Annotated in this window: 19 protein-coding genes and 1 tRNA gene; 16 read left to right on the forward strand and 4 right to left on the reverse strand. The window is 74.4% G+C overall.

Annotated features, from left to right (window positions below):
• Nucleotides 1–9 precede the first annotated feature (9 nt).
• The 4 genes from fmt to CFT82_RS00220 are packed head-to-tail and all read left to right on the forward strand — an operon-like array spanning nt 10 to nt 3586.
• Nucleotides 10–960 carry a methionyl-tRNA formyltransferase gene (gene fmt / locus CFT82_RS00205; RefSeq protein ID WP_088817107.1) on the forward strand — a complete coding sequence of 317 codons (951 nt, stop codon included), beginning with the start codon at nt 10–12 and terminating at the stop codon, nt 958–960.
• Nucleotides 953–2455: an RsmB/NOP family class I SAM-dependent RNA methyltransferase gene (locus tag CFT82_RS00210; protein ID WP_088817108.1), complete on the forward strand. Its 1503-nt coding sequence runs from the start codon at nt 953–955 to the stop codon at nt 2453–2455. The genes fmt and CFT82_RS00210 overlap by 8 nt, the downstream gene beginning before the upstream one ends.
• Entirely contained in the window at nt 2455–3123 is a 669-nt protein-coding gene (rpe, locus tag CFT82_RS00215) for a ribulose-phosphate 3-epimerase (protein ID WP_088817109.1), read from the forward strand. Before CFT82_RS00210 ends, rpe begins: the two co-directional genes overlap by 1 nt.
• A complete protein-coding gene (locus tag CFT82_RS00220) occupies nt 3116–3586 on the forward strand; it encodes a PH domain-containing protein (protein WP_234994200.1) in 471 nt (156 codons plus the stop codon). Before rpe ends, CFT82_RS00220 begins: the two co-directional genes overlap by 8 nt.
• Here CFT82_RS00220 and CFT82_RS00225 read toward each other — a convergent pair.
• From CFT82_RS00225 to CFT82_RS00235, 3 genes are read right to left on the reverse strand one after another with little or no spacing between them, the layout of a single operon-like run.
• Nucleotides 3537–4781: an FUSC family protein gene (locus CFT82_RS00225; protein ID WP_088817110.1), complete on the reverse strand. Its 1245-nt coding sequence runs from the start codon at nt 4779–4781 to the stop codon at nt 3537–3539. The two genes, CFT82_RS00220 and CFT82_RS00225, sit on opposite strands and share 50 nt — an antisense overlap.
• On the reverse strand, nt 4778–5380 hold the full coding sequence (locus CFT82_RS00230; protein WP_200815013.1) for a nucleoside/nucleotide kinase family protein: 603 nt from the start codon (nt 5378–5380) through the stop codon (nt 4778–4780). The genes CFT82_RS00225 and CFT82_RS00230 overlap by 4 nt, the downstream gene beginning before the upstream one ends.
• Complete coding sequence (locus tag CFT82_RS00235) at nt 5377–6111, reverse strand: TIGR03085 family metal-binding protein (RefSeq protein ID WP_088817111.1); 735 nt, start codon at nt 6109–6111, stop codon at nt 5377–5379. Before CFT82_RS00235 ends, CFT82_RS00230 begins: the two co-directional genes overlap by 4 nt.
• A 96-nt stretch (nt 6112–6207) precedes the next feature.
• Between CFT82_RS00235 and CFT82_RS00240 the strand changes: the two genes are divergently transcribed.
• From CFT82_RS00240 to CFT82_RS00290, 12 genes are all read left to right on the forward strand, one after another.
• Nucleotides 6208–8040 (forward strand): ABC transporter ATP-binding protein, encoded by a 1833-nt coding sequence (locus CFT82_RS00240; protein WP_088817112.1) that lies wholly within the window; start codon nt 6208–6210, stop codon nt 8038–8040.
• Nucleotides 8037–9857 carry an ABC transporter ATP-binding protein gene (locus CFT82_RS00245; RefSeq protein ID WP_088817113.1) on the forward strand — a complete coding sequence of 607 codons (1821 nt, stop codon included), beginning with the start codon at nt 8037–8039 and terminating at the stop codon, nt 9855–9857. The genes CFT82_RS00240 and CFT82_RS00245 overlap by 4 nt, the downstream gene beginning before the upstream one ends.
• Nucleotides 9854–10408, forward strand: coding sequence for a Trp biosynthesis-associated membrane protein (locus CFT82_RS00250; RefSeq protein WP_088817114.1), 555 nt, complete (start codon nt 9854–9856; stop codon nt 10406–10408). The genes CFT82_RS00245 and CFT82_RS00250 overlap by 4 nt, the downstream gene beginning before the upstream one ends.
• Before the next feature lie 71 nt (nt 10409–10479).
• Nucleotides 10480–10740, forward strand: a complete 261-nt coding sequence (locus CFT82_RS11940) for an HGxxPAAW family protein (RefSeq protein ID WP_234994201.1) — start codon at nt 10480–10482, stop codon at nt 10738–10740.
• Nucleotides 10737–11537 (forward strand): indole-3-glycerol phosphate synthase TrpC, encoded by an 801-nt coding sequence (trpC, locus tag CFT82_RS00255; protein ID WP_234994202.1) that lies wholly within the window; start codon nt 10737–10739, stop codon nt 11535–11537. Before CFT82_RS11940 ends, trpC begins: the two co-directional genes overlap by 4 nt.
• Nucleotides 11534–12766 (forward strand): tryptophan synthase subunit beta, encoded by a 1233-nt coding sequence (trpB, locus tag CFT82_RS00260; RefSeq protein ID WP_088817116.1) that lies wholly within the window; start codon nt 11534–11536, stop codon nt 12764–12766. Before trpC ends, trpB begins: the two co-directional genes overlap by 4 nt.
• A complete protein-coding gene (gene trpA / locus CFT82_RS00265) occupies nt 12763–13584 on the forward strand; it encodes a tryptophan synthase subunit alpha (protein WP_088817117.1) in 822 nt (273 codons plus the stop codon). Before trpB ends, trpA begins: the two co-directional genes overlap by 4 nt.
• A gap of 24 nt (nt 13585–13608) precedes the next feature.
• Nucleotides 13609–14409 carry a DsbA family protein gene (locus tag CFT82_RS00270; RefSeq protein ID WP_088817118.1) on the forward strand — a complete coding sequence of 267 codons (801 nt, stop codon included), beginning with the start codon at nt 13609–13611 and terminating at the stop codon, nt 14407–14409.
• Entirely contained in the window at nt 14406–15278 is an 873-nt protein-coding gene (gene lgt, locus CFT82_RS00275) for a prolipoprotein diacylglyceryl transferase (RefSeq protein ID WP_088817119.1), read from the forward strand. Before CFT82_RS00270 ends, lgt begins: the two co-directional genes overlap by 4 nt.
• A 55-nt stretch (nt 15279–15333) precedes the next feature.
• Complete coding sequence (gene pyk / locus CFT82_RS00280; protein WP_088817120.1) at nt 15334–16749, forward strand: pyruvate kinase; 1416 nt, start codon at nt 15334–15336, stop codon at nt 16747–16749.
• Between the two features lie 75 nt (nt 16750–16824).
• Nucleotides 16825–16910 (forward strand) — tRNA-Leu (locus CFT82_RS00285).
• A gap of 76 nt (nt 16911–16986) precedes the next feature.
• Complete coding sequence (locus CFT82_RS00290; protein ID WP_088817121.1) at nt 16987–17562, forward strand: ANTAR domain-containing response regulator; 576 nt, start codon at nt 16987–16989, stop codon at nt 17560–17562.
• Nucleotide 17563: 1 nt separating this feature from the next.
• On the opposite strand, the gene CFT82_RS00295 is transcribed toward CFT82_RS00290, so the two are convergent.
• The gene (locus CFT82_RS00295) at nt 17564–18010 is read right to left on the reverse strand and encodes a hotdog fold thioesterase (RefSeq protein ID WP_088817122.1); all 447 of its coding nucleotides are present in this window, start codon (nt 18008–18010) and stop codon (nt 17564–17566) included.
• Nucleotides 18011–18057: the final 47 nt, after the last annotated feature.

The raw sequence follows: 18057 nt of genomic DNA on the forward strand, positions 1-18057 counted from the left end.
TCCTGCCTCGTGCGCATCGTCTTCGCCGGAACCCCGGAACCCGCCGTCCCCTCGCTGGAGCACCTCGTGGCCCTCGCCGCGGAGGGAGCCCACGAGGTCGTGGGCGTCCTGACCCGCCCGGACGCCCCCGTCGGGCGCGGGCGCACCCTGCGCCCCAGCCCGGTGAAGGCGGCGGCCCAGCGGCACGGGATCCCCGTCATCGAGTCCGACCGGCCGTGGGAGGACGAGCCCGCCGCCGCGCTACGGGCCCTGGAGCCCGACGTCGGGGCGATCGTGGCCTACGGTGCCCTCCTGCCGGCGTCCGTGCTCGAGATCCCCCGCCACGGGTGGGTGAACCTGCACTTCTCGGTCCTCCCGGCGTGGCGGGGTGCCGCCCCGGTCCAGCACGCCCTCATGGCCGGTGACGACGTGACCGGGGCCACCACCTTCGTGCTGACGCCCGGGATGGACACCGGGCCCGTCCTCGGCGTGATGACCGAGACGATCCGCCCGCTGGACACCGCAGGGGACCTGCTGGAGCGCCTCGCCCACGCCGGGCCGCGCCTCCTGGGGGAGAGCCTGCACGGCCTGGTGGACGGGGGCCTCGAGCCCCGCCCGCAGGGGGAGGACGGCGTGTCCAGGGCCCCGAAGCTCACCCCGGCCGACGCCGAGCTCCGCTGGGACCAGCCCGCGCACGTCCTGGCCCGCCGGGTCGCGGGTTGCTCCCCGGCCCCGGGGGCCTGGACGACCTTCCGAGGCCAGCGCTTCAAGGTGCTCCTGGCCCGCCCCGTGGAGGCGACCGGGGAGGAGTCGGCGCTGCCGCCCGGCCGCCTCGCGGACCGTGGGGGGTCGCTCTTCGTGGGCACCGGTTCCGGGGAGCTCGAGCTGCTCCGGGTGCAACCGCCGGGGAAGCCGGCGATGGACGCCGACGCCTGGGCCCGTGGGGCCCGCCTGACGCAGGAGGAGACCCTCGGTGAGTGACCAGAACCGGACCCGCTCCCAGCCCGAGCGCCGCCCCGGCCGCACCGAGCGTGCGCCGCGGGACCGTGCCCGCCGCGCCGACGGCGCCCGCACCGCGGCCTACCAGCTGCTCGCGGCGGTCGACGAGGGCGCCTTCGCCAACCTGGAGCTGCCCCACGTGATGCGACGCTTCCGGCTCTCCGGCCGGGACGCGGCCTTCGCCACCGAGCTCGCCTTCGGGGCGCTGCGCATGCAGGGTCTGTACGACCCGGTGATCGCGCGGGCCACCGGGCGCGCGGTGGACACCCTCGACCCGGAGCTGCTCCGCACCCTGCGGCTGGGGGCGCACCAGGCCCTGGGCATGCGCGTGCCCCCGCACGCGGCCGCCGACCAGACCGTCGCGCTGGCCCGCTGGGCGAACGGGGCGGGCCCGGCCCGGCTGGTGAACGCCGCCATGCACCGGATGACCGAGAAGGACCGGGACACCTGGCTGGCCGAGGTCACGGAGGGCCTCACCGGCGCCGAGCGGCTCGCCGTCGCCCACTCGCACCCCGTCTGGGTGGTCCGCGCCCTGCAGGCCGGGCTCATCGACCGGGGCCGTCCGGTGGACGAGATCGAGGCCGTGCTGGAGTCCCAGAACACCCCGGCGCTCGTCTCCCTCGTGGCCCGTCCGGGCTGGTCGACCCCCGAGGAGCTGCTGGAGCACGGTGCCACCGAGCCCGGCCGGTGGGCCCCCTCGGCGGTCACCCTCACCGAGGGTGCCCCCAGCGCGCTGCGCGCCGTGGCCGAGGGCCGGGCCGGGGTGCAGGACGAGGGCTCGCAGCTCTCCGCCCTCGTGCTGGCCGCCGCCACGACCACCGGGGAGGACACCGGCCGCTGGCTGGACCTGTGTGCCGGCCCCGGTGGGAAGGCAGCCCTGCTGGCGACCACCGCCACGCAGCGGGGCGCCGGTCTCGTGGCCAACGAGCTCCACGCGCACCGGGCGGAGCTCGTGCGGCAGGCGCTCCACCCGCAAGGGGTCGACCCGCTCGATCCTCCGGTGGAGATCACCGTCGGCGACGGCGCCGACCTGGCCGCGGACCGCTCCGGCCAGTTCGACCGGGTCCTCGTCGACGTGCCCTGCACCGGTCTGGGCTCCCTGCGCCGCCGCCCGGAGGCCCGGTGGCGTCGCCAGCTCTCCGACCTGGCCACCCTCGGTCCCACGCAGCGATCCCTCCTGGGCGCCGCCCTGGACCTCGTCCGCCCAGGCGGCGTGGTGGCCTACGTGACCTGCTCGCCCCACCCGGCGGAGACCTCTGTCGTGGTCGACGACGTGCTCAAGGGCCGGCAGGACGTCGAGCTGGTCGACACCGGTGCCGTCCTCGCGGAGGTCTCCCCGCAGCTGGCCCTGCACGAGGCCGCCGGGGTGCCGGAGGGCAAGGGCTCCCGGGCCAGCTCGGTGCAGCTGTGGCCGCACGTCCACGGCACCGACGCCATGTACATCTGCCTGCTGCGCAGGACCACCCCGGAGGACTGATGAGCACCCTGGCCATCCACCCCAGCATCTTGTCGTGCGACTTCGCGCGGCTGGCGGAGGAGCTGGACCGCATCCGCACCGCCGAGGCGGCCCACGTGGACGTGATGGACAACCACTTCGTCCCCAACCTCACCCTCGGCCTGCCCGTCGTCGAGGCGATCCGCGCCGTCTCCCCGGTCCCGTTGGACCTGCACCTCATGATCGAGGAGGTGGACCGCTGGGGACCCCGCTACGCCGAGATCGGTGCGCAGTCGGTGACCTTCCACGTGGAGGCGAGCCGGGACCCCCGCACGCTCTGCCGTGACATCCGCTCCGCCGGGGCCTCCCCGGCGATGGCGCTGAAGCCCGGCACGCCCTTCGCGGACCACGCCGACCTCCTCTCGGAGGTCGACATGGTGCTCGTGATGACCGTCGAGCCCGGCTTCGGCGGACAGGCCTTCATGGCCGACCAGCTGGAGAAGGTCCGCGAGGTCCGCCGGGCGGTGGGGGCCGCGGGTCTCGAGCTCGCCATCCAGGTGGACGGGGGAGTGTCCGCCGAGACGATCGCCTCCTGCGCCGAGGCCGGGGCCGACGTCTTCGTGGCCGGCTCCGCGGTCTACGGCACCCAGGACCCGGCCGCCGCCGTCCAGGAGCTCCGTGCCCTCGCCGAGGAGGCCCGCCGTGGCTGACCGCTCGCAGGACCCGCTGCGTCCCTTCCGCTCCCGCCGCGGACGGTGGATGGCGATGGTCGCCGCCGTGGCCATGGTCGTGGTCTTCTCGATGATCGGCTGGGAGGCCAGCTCGTGGAACCTGCCGGACCGGATCGCCGCTGCCCTGGCGGGGGTGGCCATCGCGTCCTTCCTGTGGCGCTACGCGATGATCCGGGCGGTGCCGGACCGGTCGGGCATGACCGTGCGCAATCTCTTCACGACCCAGCGGGTGGAGTGGGACCAGGTCACCGGGGTCCGCTTCTCCCCGGGTGACCCCTGGGCGCGCCTCACCCGTCGGGGCGACGAGGAGCTCGCGGTGATGGCCATCCAGGCCGCCGACGGGCGGAGCTCGGAGCAGGAGGCCGCCCGGCTGGCAGGCATCGTGCAGGCGCTCAGTCCTGCGGCTCGTCGTCCTCGTCCAGACGACGCGCCGGCACCCTGACCCGCGCCTCGCCGTAGGACAGCCCGGTCACCATGAACATGTCGACGATCGACGAGCGGACCTGGGCCCGGATCACCTCGGCACTCAGGGAGGGCCGGGCCGCCCGGACGTTGCTCCGCTGGGCCAGCTCGCCCAGCTGGGCGCGGATCGGCTTCATGCTCTGGTCGGTCCCCACCACCTTGGCCAGCTCGGAGGCGATGTCCCCGGCCTCGGCCACCAGCTCCACGTAGTCGGAGGGAACCGGCTCGCCCTCCAGCAGGGCGGCGTCCGCGCGGCGCACCATGACGCGCGCGTTGCGGAGCAGGCGGTCGTACGCGGTGAGCTGCCGCTCCATCCGGCGCATGTCCTTCCGGCGCCCCCACCACCAGGGGACGGTGCGGGCCAGGGCCATTCCCTCCTCCACCTGGCTGCGGAGCTCGTCCATGAGCCGATCGGTGTACCGGGCGTCGCGGAGGGCGGTGGCCACGATCGTCTCGTCGCGCTCGGTGAGACCGTGCGCGGTGCGGTCGAAGACCCGGGCGACCTCCCGGGTGAGCCGCCGGGCGACGGAGGTGGGGCGCCGCAGGGGGGAGGTCGGGGTGAGCATGGCGATGGCGATCGCCACCGTCCCCCCGATGAGGGCGTCGATCCAGCGCGAGAGGGCACCACCGGGCAGGGCGGTGGCCGTCGCGACGACCACCCCCTGCACCCCGGCCTGGATGGTGAGCAGTCCACCGGCGCCGGCGAAGGTGGCGATGGCCATGGCCAGCAGGGCGATGAGCGCCACCTGCCAGCCGCCCACCCCGAGGTAGTGGACGATGAGCTCGCCGGTGAGGATGCCCGTGGCGGCGCCGACGGTGATCTCCAGGGCGCGCGTGAGGCGGCTGCCGAAGGTCATGCCCAGGCAGATCAGGGCCACCACCCCGGCGAATATGGGGGCCTCGTGCTCGAAGACGTTGCGGGCCACCCACCAGGAGAGGCCGGCACCGAGGGCAGCCTGCGCGAGGCGCAGGAAGCGCTCCCGCAGGCGGCTCCACCGCATCTGGGCGTCCTCGGCCGACCGGCGGGCAGCGCGCTCGAGCGCCTTGAGGCGCTTGGCCTCGTCCTGGGTGTCCGGCGGCAGGACGACCGTCCCGGTGGGAGTGCGCCGGGGGTGCGTTCCCGCGGGCCCCGGGGGACCGGCCCCGGGAGGCATGGGGGTGGGACCGGTGGTCATGGCAGCACCCCCTCGAGGCACTCGTCCCACACCGGGGGGTGCTGGGCCAGGAGCCGCTCCTCGGCTGCGGCCCAGCCGGGCCACCACCTGTCGCTGGGCTCCCCCTCCGCCCGCTCCTCCCGCCGGCGGACGGCGGCCCGCCGGGCCGGCTCGGGGGCCTCGAGCCAGAACGTGTGGTCGACGAGCGCGCGGGCTGGTGGGGCGGAGCAGCCCACCCCCTCGACGAGGAGCAGGCCGGAGGAGGGCCGCTCCAGCCGCCCGGTCCGCCGGTAGGCACCGGCCTCCCAGTCCCAGCAGGGCCAGCTCACGACGCCCGCACCCCCGGCCAGCGGGGCCAGCACGCAGCGCTCGAGCAGCGCCGGTCCGGCGGCCAGGCCGTCCCAGCCGGCGTACATGTCCTCCACGGCGACCAGCCCGACCGCCTCCGCCGGGCACCCGAGCCGGGCTGCGGCATCGGTGCGCAGCCGGTCGGCACAGGTCGTCTTGCCCGCTCCGGAGCGGCCGTCGACGGCCACGACGAGCAGGCGCTCAGGGGTGACCCGCCCGCACACCTCCTCCCAGGAGGCGGGCAGGCGGGGGGAGCGGGCCGGTGCTGTCACGCCCCTCGGGGGGTGGAGCGGAAGGCCTGGACCTCACCGGGGTCACCGGTGATCTCGACCCGGGCGACGGAGTCCCGGCCGAACGCGTGGAGCAGGAGCTCGACCGGCTCCCCGGTCAGGACGACCGACGAGCGCCCCTCACCGGGGCGCTTGACGGCCTTCCGGCCGAACCCGGGGGCCACCAGCACGACTCCACCCGGGGCGCGGCGGTGCAGGACGCGGCCCGCTCGGCGGACGGCCGACCAGGCGGCCTCCTGCACGGCGCGGTCCGTCCGGGGGATCCACCCTGGCTGGGCCCGGCGCAGGTCCTCGTGGTGGACCAGGTACTCGGCGCTGTTGACCGCCTCGCCGACGCCGGGCAGGGCGAAGGGCATCCACCGGGCCGGTCCCCGGGAGAAGCGAGCCAGCAGGGTGCCCCACTCGGCCGCGGCCAGCTCCCGCTGGAGGCGCGCGGTGTGCGCTCCGGCCGGGCCCTGCGGCATGCCGATGCCGGGCAGGGCGTCGGGGCGCGACTCCCGGAGCACCATGTGGGCCAGGAGGTCGCGGGCGTCCCAGCCCTCGCAGAGGGTGGGGGCCTCCGGGCCGAGCCCGCGCAGGGTGTCCAGCAGGGCACGCCGTTCGGTGTCCACGAAGGACTCGCCGCGCTGCCGTGCCGGGGGCACGGGAACCGGCGGCGTGGCCGGGGTCCGGGGCGGGATCGCGTCACGGGAGGGGCGGGTCGCGGGAGCCATGGGCTCATCCTCGCACCACCGCCCGGGAGGGTGGCGTGGGAGGGTGAGGGGCCTATCCTGACCCCCTGCCCCGGCCCCCGCTGAACGGAGAGACCCATGCCCCCCACGGCTCCGTCGGCCCGCCGCGACCTCCTGGCCGAGGACGTCTCGGCGGTCGAGGCCCTCCGGGTGGTGGTCGAGGGGGTGCGCCGCGAGCCCTGGCTCTTCGCTCTCTCCGTCCTCGGGTCGATCGCGTGGGCGGCCTCGATCATCGCGGTCTCGCGCGCCGTCGGCTGGGCCACCGGCGAGGTGCTGGAGCCGGCTGCCGGCGGAGCCGGTGGCGGGTGGCGGGCAGCCGCCGGGGCACTCGGGGTCGTGCTGGGTGCCTACCTGCTGCAGGCCGCCTCGATGCTCGTGCGACGGATCGCCGGCGGCCTGGTGACCTTCCGGCTCGGGGCCACCTTCCGCCGCCTGGTCACGGACGCCTACCTCCGGCTGCCCCTCTCCTGGCACCGGCGCCACCCCGGGGGGCAGCTGCTGAGCAACGCCAACGCCGACGTGGACGCGACCTGGCGCATCTTCATGCCGCTGCCCATGTTCATCGGGGTGATCTTCCTGCTGGTCTTCGCCGGCATCCAGATCGTCCTGGTTGACCCGCTCCTGGCAGCGGTGGCGGGTGTGGTCTTCCCGGTGCTGGCGGGTCTGAACTACTGGTACCAGCGCAGCATGTCGCCGCGGGCGCAGCGGACCCAGGAGCTCCGGGCGGACGTCTCCCGCATCGCCCACGAGTCCTTCGAGGCCGGGGTGCTCGTGAAGTCCATGGGCCGGGAGGAGCGGGAGACCGCACGCTTCGGTCGGAGCGCGCAGGAGCTGCGGGACGCCGCGGTCTCGATGGGCCGGGTCCGGGGGGTGTTCGACCCCCTCATCGACGTGCTGCCCCAGCTCGGCACGCTGGCGGTGCTCGTGGTCGGCACGCTGCGCGCCCGGCAGGGGGAGGTCACGACCGCCGAGGTGGTGCAGGTCGCCTACCTGTTCACCCTGCTGGCCATGCCGGTCCGCGCGCTGGGCTGGGTGCTCTCCGAGGCGCCCACCTCGGCCGTCGGCTGGCGCCGGGTGCGCTCGGTGCTGGACACCCCGGGCGGGCCGGCCCGGGGCGGGCGCGCGCTGCCCGGCCAGGGGGGCCTGTCCGTCGAGCTGCGGGGCGTCTCCCACCACCACGAGGACGCGACGGGGAGCGCGGCCCTGGACGCCGTGGACCTCTCGGTGCCCGCCGGTCGCACCCTGGCCCTCGTGGGCCCGACGGGGGCCGGGAAGTCGACCCTCGCCTCGCTGCTGCTCGGGCTGCTGCCCACCACCAGTGGGGAGGTCCGCTACGACGGGGTCCCGCTGGAGGAGCTCTCCCCGGAGGCGCTGGTGGGCGCGGTGGTCCTGGTGGAGCAGACGGCCTTCATGTTCGACGACAGCGTCCGCTTCAACGTCACCCTCGGGGACGACCGCTTCACGGACGAGCAGGTCTGGGAGGCCCTCGAGATCGCCTGCGCCGCTGACTTCGTCCACGGGCTGGAGGGAGGGCTCCACCAGCAGGTGGGTGAGCGCGGTGGCTCCCTCTCCGGTGGCCAGCGGCAGCGCATCGCCCTGGCCCGGGCGATCATCCGCCGCCCCCGGCTGCTCGTCCTGGACGATGCGACGAGCGCGGTGGACCCGGCCGTGGAGAGGCAGATCCTGACCCGCCTGCGGGAGGGGACCACCGACATGACCGTCGTGGTCATCGCGTACCGCATGGCGACCATCCACCTGGCCGACCAGGTGGCGGTCATCGACCGGGGTCGGGTGCTGGCCCAGGGGCAGCACGAGGAGCTGCTGCGCTCCCAGCCGGTCTACGCCGGGGTCGTGGGGGCCTACGCCCGGGACCACGCCGAGCGCACCGCGGAGCGGGAGGCCGCCCGATGAGCCCCGCCACCCCGGAGCCCGTGAGCACCCGGCCCGAGGGGGCCCGGATCGGCGTGTCCGGTTCCGGCACCCTGGCGACGATCCGTCGCGGGCTGTCCTTGTCCCCGGAGCTCACCCGCGGCTTCGGGCTCACCCTGGCCCTGGCCGGGGCGGCCACGGTCGGCAAGCTCGCCGTCCCCGTGGCCGTGCAGCAGGCCACCGACCACGGACTGCTGGCCGAGGGGGGCCCGGACGTCGGGCACGTGCTCCGCCTCGCGGCCGTCACGGCCGTGCTGCTGGTGATCCTCTCGGTGGCCAACTTCCTGGTGAACATCCGCCTGTTCACCGCCGCCGAGAGCGGCCTGGCGACCCTCCGCACTCGGGCCTTCCGGCACATCCACGACCTGTCGGTCCTCACCCAGAGCACGGAGCGGCGCGGGGTCCTGGTCTCCCGCGTGACCAGCGACGTGGACACCATCAGCCAGTTCGTGCAGTTCGGCGGGATCATGCTCATCCTGTCGATCGGCCAGATCGTGGTGGTCACCGCGCTGATGGTCCTCTACAGCCCCTGGCTCGCCCTGACCGTCTGGCTGGTCTTCCTGCCGATGATGTTGGCCATCCGCCGGCTGCAGCCCTTCATCGGCCGCGGGTACTCCCGGGTCCGCGAGCGGGTCGGGTCGATGCTCGGTGCCCTCACCGAGACGATCGGGGGAGCCAGCACCATCCGGGCCTACGGCATCCAGGAGATCACCCGCACCCGGGTGGGGGCGGCGATCGAGGAGCACCGGGACGCCGCCACCCGGGCCCAGTGGCGCAGCGTCTCGGTCTTCACCCTCGGCATGCTGACCTCCGGGCTGGCGGTGGCCGCGGTGGTCGGCGTGGGCACGGTGCTGGTCGGCCGGGGCCTCATCACCGTCGGCGAGGCCGTCGCCTTCGTGTTCCTCGTGCAGCTGTTCACCCAGCCGGTGAACCAGGCCACGGAGATCCTCAACGAGCTGCAGAACGCGGTGGCCTGCTGGCGGCGCGTCATCGGCATCATCGACACCCCGGCCGACGTGGCCGACCCGGAGCCGGGGGTGACCAGCCCACGGGGTCCGGCGACGGTCGACTTCCGGGGCGTCTCCTTCGCCTACCCGCGCAGCGGGAGGGTGCTCCACGAGGTGGACCTGCACCTCGCCGCGGGACGGCGGCACGCGATCGTGGGGGAGACCGGCTCGGGCAAGACCACCGTCGCCAAGCTCATGACCCGGCTCCAGGACCCGACCGAGGGATCGGTGGAGCTGGACGGCACCGATCTGCGGGAGATCTCCTTCGCCTCCCTCCGGCAACGGATCATCCTGGTGCCCCAGGAGGGCTTCCTCTTCGACGACACGCTCGCGGAGAACCTGCGCTTCGCGGCCCCGGAAGCGACGGACGGCGAGCTGCAGGCCGCGGTGGAGGAGCTCGGGCTGGCGGACTGGTTCGCCGACCTGCCCGACGGTCTGCAGACCCCCGTCGGCCAGCAGGGCGAGTCCCTCTCCGCCGGGGAGCGGCAGCTGGTGGCCCTCGTCCGGGCCCGGCTCGCCGACCCGGACCTGCTGGTGCTCGACGAGGCCACCTCGGCGGTCGACCCGATGACCGAGGTCCGCGTCCAGCGGGCCCTGGAACGACTCACCGCTGGACGCACCTCGGTGGCCATCGCCCACCGGCTCTCCACCGCGGAGGCCGCGGACGTCGTCGTGGTGATGGAGCAGGGGCGGGTGGACGCGGTGGGGCACCATGACGAGGTGCTGGCCAGCAGCCAGACCTACCAACGGCTCCACGCCTCGTGGGCCGCCCAGCGGAAGGATGCGGGATGACCCCGAACAAGCCGACTGTCGTGCTCGGGGGGCTGGCCCTGTGCGCAGCCCTCGGGCTGGCCCTGACCGGCACCTGGGCCCACGGCGTGGCCGAGGGTGTCGGGGGAGTGGGCGGGCAGGAGCTCTCCCTCTCCGGGACCGAGGCCAGCCCGTGGCCGCGGCCCGCCCTGCTCTGCGCCGCCGCGGCGCTCCTGGCGGCTGCCTTCGTGGGACCGGTGGCCCGCCGGGTCGCCGGGCTGGTGCTCGTCCTCTCCGGGCTGGGGATGGTGGCTGCCGCGATCGGCGTGCTGCGCGACCCGGCCGGTCCCGTGGCCGCCCGGGTGGCCGAGGCCTGGGGTCTGGGGGAGGCCTCCGCGGTCACCGTCGACGCGGCCGCGGGGTGGCTGCCCTGGACCGGCGTGCTGGGGGGTGCCCTCCTGGCTGCGCTCGGGGGGGTCGTGCTGGTGGCCCGCTGGGAGGGCCTGGGGGCGACGTACGATCGGGAGCAGACCCGCGACACGCAGGACGAACCGCTCTGGGACAGCCTCACGCGAGGTGAGGACCCGACCTGAGACAATGCGGTTGCCCCGGCGGGTCGCCGGCGGCGGCGCCTCGCCATCAGCACCTCTGACGAAGGATGATCATGAGCCAGTACGACCACACCGTGACGACCCAGGCCCCCGTGCGTGCCCCGGAGCCGCCGGAGGTGCACGAGGACCACGGCCACAGCACCGCCGCGTGGACCGGTGTCACCCTCATGATCATCGGCGCCGTGGTCATCACCGTGGGCATCGTCCTGTCCAACGACCCGATGACCTGGGGCGGCACCGCCCTGGCCGTCATCGGTGCGCTCGCCTGGCCGGTCATGGCCAAGATGGGCTACGGGTCGACCCACGACGAGTGAGCGCCTCGGTGCTCGACTCGCTGCTGGCGGGCGTCCGTGAGGACGTCGCCCAGCGGGAGCGTGCCGTGCCCCTGGGGGCCGTCCGGGAGAAGGCCGCGAGCGCGCCGGTGGTGCGCCCGGCGCTCCCCGCCCTGGAGCAGCCGGGTGTCTCCCTCGTCGCGGAGGTGAAGCGCCGGTCGCCGAGCAAGGGCTCGCTGGCGGCGATCGCCGACCCGGCGGCCCTCGCCCGCGCCTACGAGGCCGGCGGCGCGGCGGTCGTCTCCGTCCTCACCGAGGCGCGCCGCTTCGGGGGCTCCCTGGCCGATCTCGTCGCCGTCCGCTCGGAGGTGGGCCTCCCCGTCCTCCGGAAGGACTTCCTCGTGGGGGAGTACCAGGTGCAGGAGGCCCGGGCCGCCGGGGCCGACCTGGTGCTCCTCATCGTCGCCGCGCTCGACGACCAGCAGCTTGGGGATCTCCTGGCCCTCACCCGCGAGCTCGGGATGGAGGCCCTGGTGGAGGTCCACGACGAGTCCGAGCTGGAGCGGGCGGTGGCGGCCGACGCGCGGATCATCGGGGTCAACGCCCGTGACCTGCGGACCCTCGAGGTGGACCCCGGGACCCCGGACCGCCTCGTCCCGCTGGTTCCCGGGGACCGGGTGGCGGTCTCGGAGTCCGGCATCAGCACCGCCGCCGACGTCCGCCGCGCCGCCGCCGGAGGGGCCCGGGCGGCACTCGTCGGCGAGTCCCTCGTCACCTCGTCCGACCCGGAGGCTGCGACCCGCGCGCTGGTCTCCGCCGGCCTCCCAGGAGTGTCATGACCGACCTGTTCACCCCCCGGTTCGGGGACTTCGGCGGGGCCTACGTCCCCGAGGCCCTGACCGCCGCGCTCGTGGAGCTCACCGAGGAGTTCCACCGGGCCGTGGCCGACCCGGAGTTCACGCAGCGCCTCGACGCCCTCCACCGGGACTACACCGGTCGGCCCAACCCGGTCACCGAGGCCTCCCGGCTGGCCGAGCACGCCGGCGGGGCGCGGATCCTCCTCAAGCGGGAGGATCTCAACCACACCGGGTCCCACAAGATCAACAACGTGCTCGGGCAGGCCCTCCTGGCGCAGCGCATGGGCAAACGGCGGATCATCGCCGAGACGGGTGCCGGCCAGCACGGCGTGGCCAGCGCGACCGCGGCGGCGCTCCTGGGCCTGGACTGCACCGTCTACATGGGTGCGGTGGACACCCGCCGGCAGGCGCTCAACGTGGCCCGGATGGAGCTGCTCGGCGCCGAGGTCGTCGCCGTGGAGCACGGTTCGGCCACGCTGAAGGACGCGATCAACGAGGCCATGCGCGACTGGGTCGCCAGCGTCGAGGACACCCACTACGTGCTGGGCACGGTCACCGGGCCGCACCCCTTCCCGACGATGGTGCGGACCTTCCACTCCGTCATCGGCACCGAGGCCCGCCAGCAGGTCCTCGAGCTCACCGGTCGGCTGCCCGACGTGGCGGTGGCCTGCGTGGGCGGTGGCTCCAACGCGATGGGGCTCTTCTCGGGCTTCCTCGACGACGCCGAGGTGGAGCTCGTCGGCTGCGAGGCCGGCGGCGAGGGCGTGGAGACCGGTCGCCACGCCGCGCGCTTCGCCACGGGCCGGCCGGGTGTGCTGCACGGGGCGGCGACCTACGTGCTGCAGGACGAGGCCGGCCAGACCCTGGAGACGCACTCGATCTCCGCCGGGCTGGACTACCCGAGCGTCGGGCCGGAGCACGCGCACCTCCACGAGACCGGTCGCGCCCGCTACCTGGCGGTGACCGACAGCGAGGCGATGGAGGCCTTCCGTCTCCTGTGCCGCACCGAGGGGATCATCCCGGCCATCGAGTCCGCCCACGCGATCGCCGGGGCGCTCACCGAGGGCCGCCGGCTGGGCCCGGAGGGCGTCGTCCTGGTGAGCCTCTCCGGTCGGGGCGACAAGGATGTCGACACCGCCGCCCGCTGGTTCGGCCTGCTGGACGACGAGCTGGCGGGGAAGACCACCGAGAGCGCGGAGGAGAGCCGGTGAACGCCTTGGAGCAGCGGCTGGCCGACACCCGGGCCGCGGGCCGCGCCGCGCTGGTGGTGTACCTGCCGGTGGGCTACCCGGACGTCGAGAGCTCGCGGTCCGCGATGGTCGCGGCGGTGGAGGCCGGCGCCGACGTCGTGGAGATCGGCCTGCCCTACACCGACCCGGTGATGGACGGCCCGGTCATCCAGGACGCCGTCGACCGGGCCCTGCACCAGGGGGCGGGTCTCGACGACGCCCTGGAGTGCTCGCGCGCCGTCGCGGCGGCCGGTGGTGTCCCGGTGCTCATGAGCTACTGGAACCCGCTCCTCGCCCGGGGGGTGGAGACCCTGGCTGCGGAGCTGGCCGATGCCGGGTGCAGCGGGGTCATCCTGCCGGACCTGCCCCCCGAGGGGGCCGGTCGGTGGCGCCGCGCCGCGGACGCGCGCGGTCTCTCGACCGTCCACCTCGTGGCGCCGAGCACCACCCCGGAGCGGGTCGCCGCCATCGCCGCCGCCTCCTCGGGCTTCGTCTACGCCGCCAGCACGATGGGGGTGACGGGAGCCCGTTCCTCGGTGTCCTCGCGGGCCACCGAGGTGGTGGAGCGGATCCGGGCCGCAACCGACCTGCCGGTGTGCGTGGGGGTCGGTGTGTCGACCGGTGCGCAGGCCGCCGAGGTCGCAGGCTATGCCGACGGGGTCATCTGCGGCTCCGCCGTGGTCGCGGCCCTGGGGCGTGACACCCGGGCCGCGGCTCCCAGCGAACGCCCAGCCACTGCTCCTACCTTCCCGACCATGTCCGCCCTCGTGGCGGAGCTGGCCGACCACCTCGGCCACTGACCGTCCACCGCACCAGGAGGAACCATGCCCGTTGACAAGACCCCGCGCCGCTCCGGCGCCCACCCGGCAGGAGGCTCCGGCGGCGCCGGTGTGAGCAAGGCCCTGGTTGGGCTGATCCTCGCCCTTCTGGTGGGTGCGGCCGTCATCCTCGCCATCTGGCTCAACCAGCGGGGCGACGAGGACCCGAAGGCCGGCGGAGAGTCCTCCTCGAGCTCCTCCGAGGGCGGCTCGGACAAGCCGGTGAAGACCCCGAAGGGACTGCCGGAGGATGCCAGCGGGCTGGCCTTCGGTGAGGAGGGCACCCCCGTCCTGACGCTCTTCGAGGACTTCCAGTGCCCCGGGTGCGGTGGCTTCGAGGCCCAGTACGGCAAGGAGCTCAACCAGCTGGTGGACGACGGCAAGCTGCAGGTCGTCTACCACCCGATGACCTTCCTCGACGACAACATCGGGACCGACCACTCCGTGCGCGCCACGAACGCCGCGCTCTGCGCGGCCGACGCGGACGCCTTCCGGAAGTACCACGACACCGTCTTCGCCAACCAGCCGGAGCGCGAGGGTGATGGCTGGACCGACGACGAGCTCAAGGGCTTCGGCAAGGACGCCGGCCTGAAGGGCCAGGAGCTCAAGACCTTCGAGAAGTGCGTCGACGAGGGCACCTATGCCGACTACGCGCGGAAGAGCAACGAGAAGGCCTTCGAGATGGGTGTCACCGGGACCCCGAGCGTCTTCCTCAACGGTGAGCGCATCGACCACACCACCGAGGACTTCCTCTCCCAGGTGGAGTCCGCCGAGCCGGCCCAGCGCTCCGAGGCCTCGGTCAAGTGACCCATCTCCCCGCGGTGATCCCCAGCCCCACGCAGGCGGTGTGGTGGCTGGGGCCCGTGGCGGTCCGCGCCTACGCCCTGTGCATCCTCGCCGGGGTGGGCGTGGCCCTCTGGCTCACCGTCCGCCGCTGGAAGGCCCGCGGGGGAGAGGCCGACGACGTCCTGGACGTCGCCACCTGGGCCCTCCCGCTGGGCCTCGTGGGCGGGCGGATCTACCACGTCGTCACCTCCCCGGAGGCCTATTTCGGGGAGGGGGGCGACCCCTGGAAGGCCTTCGCGATCTGGGAGGGCGGCCTGGGCATCTGGGGCGCGGTCGCCCTCGGGGCCGTCGGGGCCTGGTGGGCCTGTCGCTCCCAGGGGTGGTCCTTCGCGGCCTTCGCCGACGCGGTCGTCCCGGGTCTGCTGCTGGCCCAGGCCCTGGGGCGCTTCGGGAACTGGTTCAACAACGAGCTCTACGGCGGGCCCACCGACCTGCCGTGGGGGCTGCGCATCCACCAGTGGGACCACGCCGCAGGCCGTGCCGTGACCGACGCCGCCGGGGACCCGGTGGTGCTGGGGACCTTCCACCCGACCTTCCTCTACGAGGCGGTGTGGTGCGTGCTCATGGCGGCGCTCGTCCTCTGGCTCGACCGGGTGCGCACCTTCGCCGCCGGCCAGCTGGCCGGGCTCTACCTGATGCTCTACACGCTGGGGCGCTTCTTCATCGAGATGATGCGCACCGACGAGGCCAACACCTTCTTCGGGCAGCGGATCAACGTCTGGGTCTCGCTGGCCGTCTTCCTGCTCGGTCTGTTCCTATACTGGCGAGCAGGGCGCAAGGGCGCGCCCAGTCACCGGGACGCCGAGGAGAGCGGCGCCCGCACCGACTGACCCCGCGCCCCGGCCGGGATCAGGAGCCGCCGACCACCGAGCTCGAAAGGCCACCATGCGCCGCGCCAAGATCGTCTGCACCCTCGGCCCCGCCACCACCGACCACGAGGTGCTCCGGCAGCTCGTCGACGCCGGCATGGACGTCGCCCGGCTGAACATGTCCCACGGCACCCATGCCGACATGGAGCAGCTCATCGCGAGCCTGCGCCGGATCGAGGAGGAGTCCGGGCACGCCATCGCGGTGCTGGTCGACCTGCAGGGCCCGAAGATCCGGACCGGCACCTTCGCCGACGGCCCGGTCGAGTTGGAGCCGGGGCAGCGCTTCACGATTACCACCCGCGAGGTGGGCGGGGACGCCACCGAGGTGGGGACCACCTACCCGGGCCTGGCCGCGGACGTCTCGGCCGGCGACCGGCTGCTGGTCAACGACGGCGCCATCCAGCTGCGGGCCGTCGAGGTGACCGATACCGACGTCCGCACCGAGGTGCTCGTCGGGGGCCCCCTGAGCGACCACAAGGGCATCAACCTGCCCGGCGTCGAGGTCAGCACCCCCGCGCTCACCGAGAAGGACGCCGAGGACCTGCGCTGGGCGCTGGGGGCCGGGGCCGATCTCGTCGCCCTGTCCTTCGTGCGGCGGCCCGAGGACCTGGAGCCCGTCCACGCGATCATGGAGGAGCTGGACAACCGGGTGCCCGTCATCGCGAAGGTGGAGAAGCCGCAGGCGGTGGACCGCCTGGAGGAGATCGTCGAGGCCTTCGACGGGATCATGGTGGCCCGCGGGGACCTCGGGGTGGAGATGCCGCTGGAGGACGTCCCGGTGGTGCAGAAGCGGGCGGTGGAGCTCACGCGGCGCCGCGCCAAGCCGGTCATCGTGGCCACGCAGGTGCTGGAGTCCATGATCAGCAGTCCCCGCCCCACCCGGGCCGAGGCCAGCGACTGCGCCAACGCGGTGCTCGACGGCGCCGACGCGGTGATGCTCTCCGGGGAGACCTCGATCGGCATCAACCCGGTGGAGTGCGTCAAGGTCATGACCCGGATCATCGAGTCCACCGAGGAGCACGGCCTGGACCGGATGCGGGCCCTCGGCAAGCTCCCCCACACCGTGACCGGGGCGGTGACGGCCGCCGCCGTGGAGGTCGGTCGGGAGGTCGACGCCAAGGCCTACGTGACCTTCACGACCACCGGGACGTCTGCCCGGAAGCTGGCACGGACCCGCCCGGCCGAGCCGGTGCTGGCCTTCACCCCCCACCTGCGGGTGCGGCGGCAGCTCGCGCTGACCTGGGGCCTGGAGGCGGTGCTCGTGCCCGGGCCGCTGGGTGCGATGGAGGGCCTCTTCGCGCAGGTCGACGAGGCGCTGTCGCTGGACGAGCGCTTCACGGAGGGGGACCGGATCATCGTCGTGGCCGGGACGCCCGTCGGGGTGCCCGGGAGCGTCAACACGCTGCGGGTGCACAGCCTGGCCCGTCCCTGAGACGCCGGCGCCTCGCCGGGGCGTGCCGAGGACACCGGGCCCGGGTGGACGGCGGCTACACTGTCGCCGCCGCTCGCCGGGGTGGTGGAATGGCAGACACGGAGCACTCAAAATGCTCTGCCCGCGAGGGCGTGCGGGTTCGAGTCCCGCTCCCGGCACCAACGGTCCGCGCACTGCGCCGGCCGTCCCGATCCCCCTGCGCCGACCTCGGTGGGCGTCCGTCAGCCGAGGAGGACCATGCGCATCCTGGTGGCCGAGGACGAGGCCGTCATCCGACTCGATCTCGTGGAGATCCTCCGCGACCTGGGGCACGAGGTGGTCGCCGAGGTGGCCGATGGCCGCAGCGCGGTCGAGGGGGCGCGGGAGCACCGCCCGGACGTCGCGGTGATGGACGTGAAGATGCCTCGGCTGGACGGGATCACGGCCGCCGAGGAGATGGCTCGCGACCAGCTCTGCCCCGTCGTCCTGCTCACCGCCTTCACCGACCCCGAGCTCGTGGACCGGGCCGCCGAGGCCGGCGTCCTGGCCTATGTCACCAAGCCCTTCGGGCCGGCCGACCTCGCGCCCGCACTGGCGGTCGCCCGAGCGCGCTACGAGCAGATGCGGGCCCTCGCCGAGGAGGTCGAGGACCTCACCGAGCGGATGGAGGCCCGCAAGGAGATCGACCGGGCCAAGGGCCTGCTCCAGTCGCGGCTCGGGCTCGACGAGGCCGAGGCCTTCCGCTGGCTGCAGAAGACCGCGATGGACCGCCGGACCTCCATGCGGGAGCTCGCCGTGGCCGTGGTGGAGCAGATGGGCCCGACCGGCGGCTGAGTCAGCCCTTGGGGGTGCTGAGGATCGCGCAGGTGAGGCGGGAGGTGCACACCCGGCGCCCCTCGTCGTCGGTGAGGACGATCTCGTAGCTGGCCATGCTGCGTCCGCGGTGCAGCGGGGTGGCCACCGCGTGGACCCGGCCGGAGCGCGCGGCGCGGTGGTGGGTGGCGTTGATGTCCACCCCGACGGCGGCCCGGTCCGGCCCCGCGTGCAGGGCGGCACCGATCGAGCCGACGGTCTCGGCGAGCACCACGCTCGCCCCGCCGTGCAGGATCCCGTAGGGCTGGGTGTTGCCCTCCACCGGCATCGAGGCACGCACCTCCTCGGCGCTGGCGTGGGTGACCTCGATGCCCATGCGCTCGGCCAGGGTGCCGGAGCCACCGGGGAAGACCGTCGCCAGGCTCTCCCGGGCGGCTGCCCGGTCGGGGGTGGGGGTGGGCTCGGACATGGGTGCCTCCGTGGATGGTGGTCGGTGTGCGGGCTTAGGCTGCCATG

The sequence above is a fragment of the Kytococcus aerolatus genome (assembly GCF_900187395.1).
Classification (GTDB): domain Bacteria; phylum Actinomycetota; class Actinomycetes; order Actinomycetales; family Dermatophilaceae; genus Kytococcus; species Kytococcus aerolatus.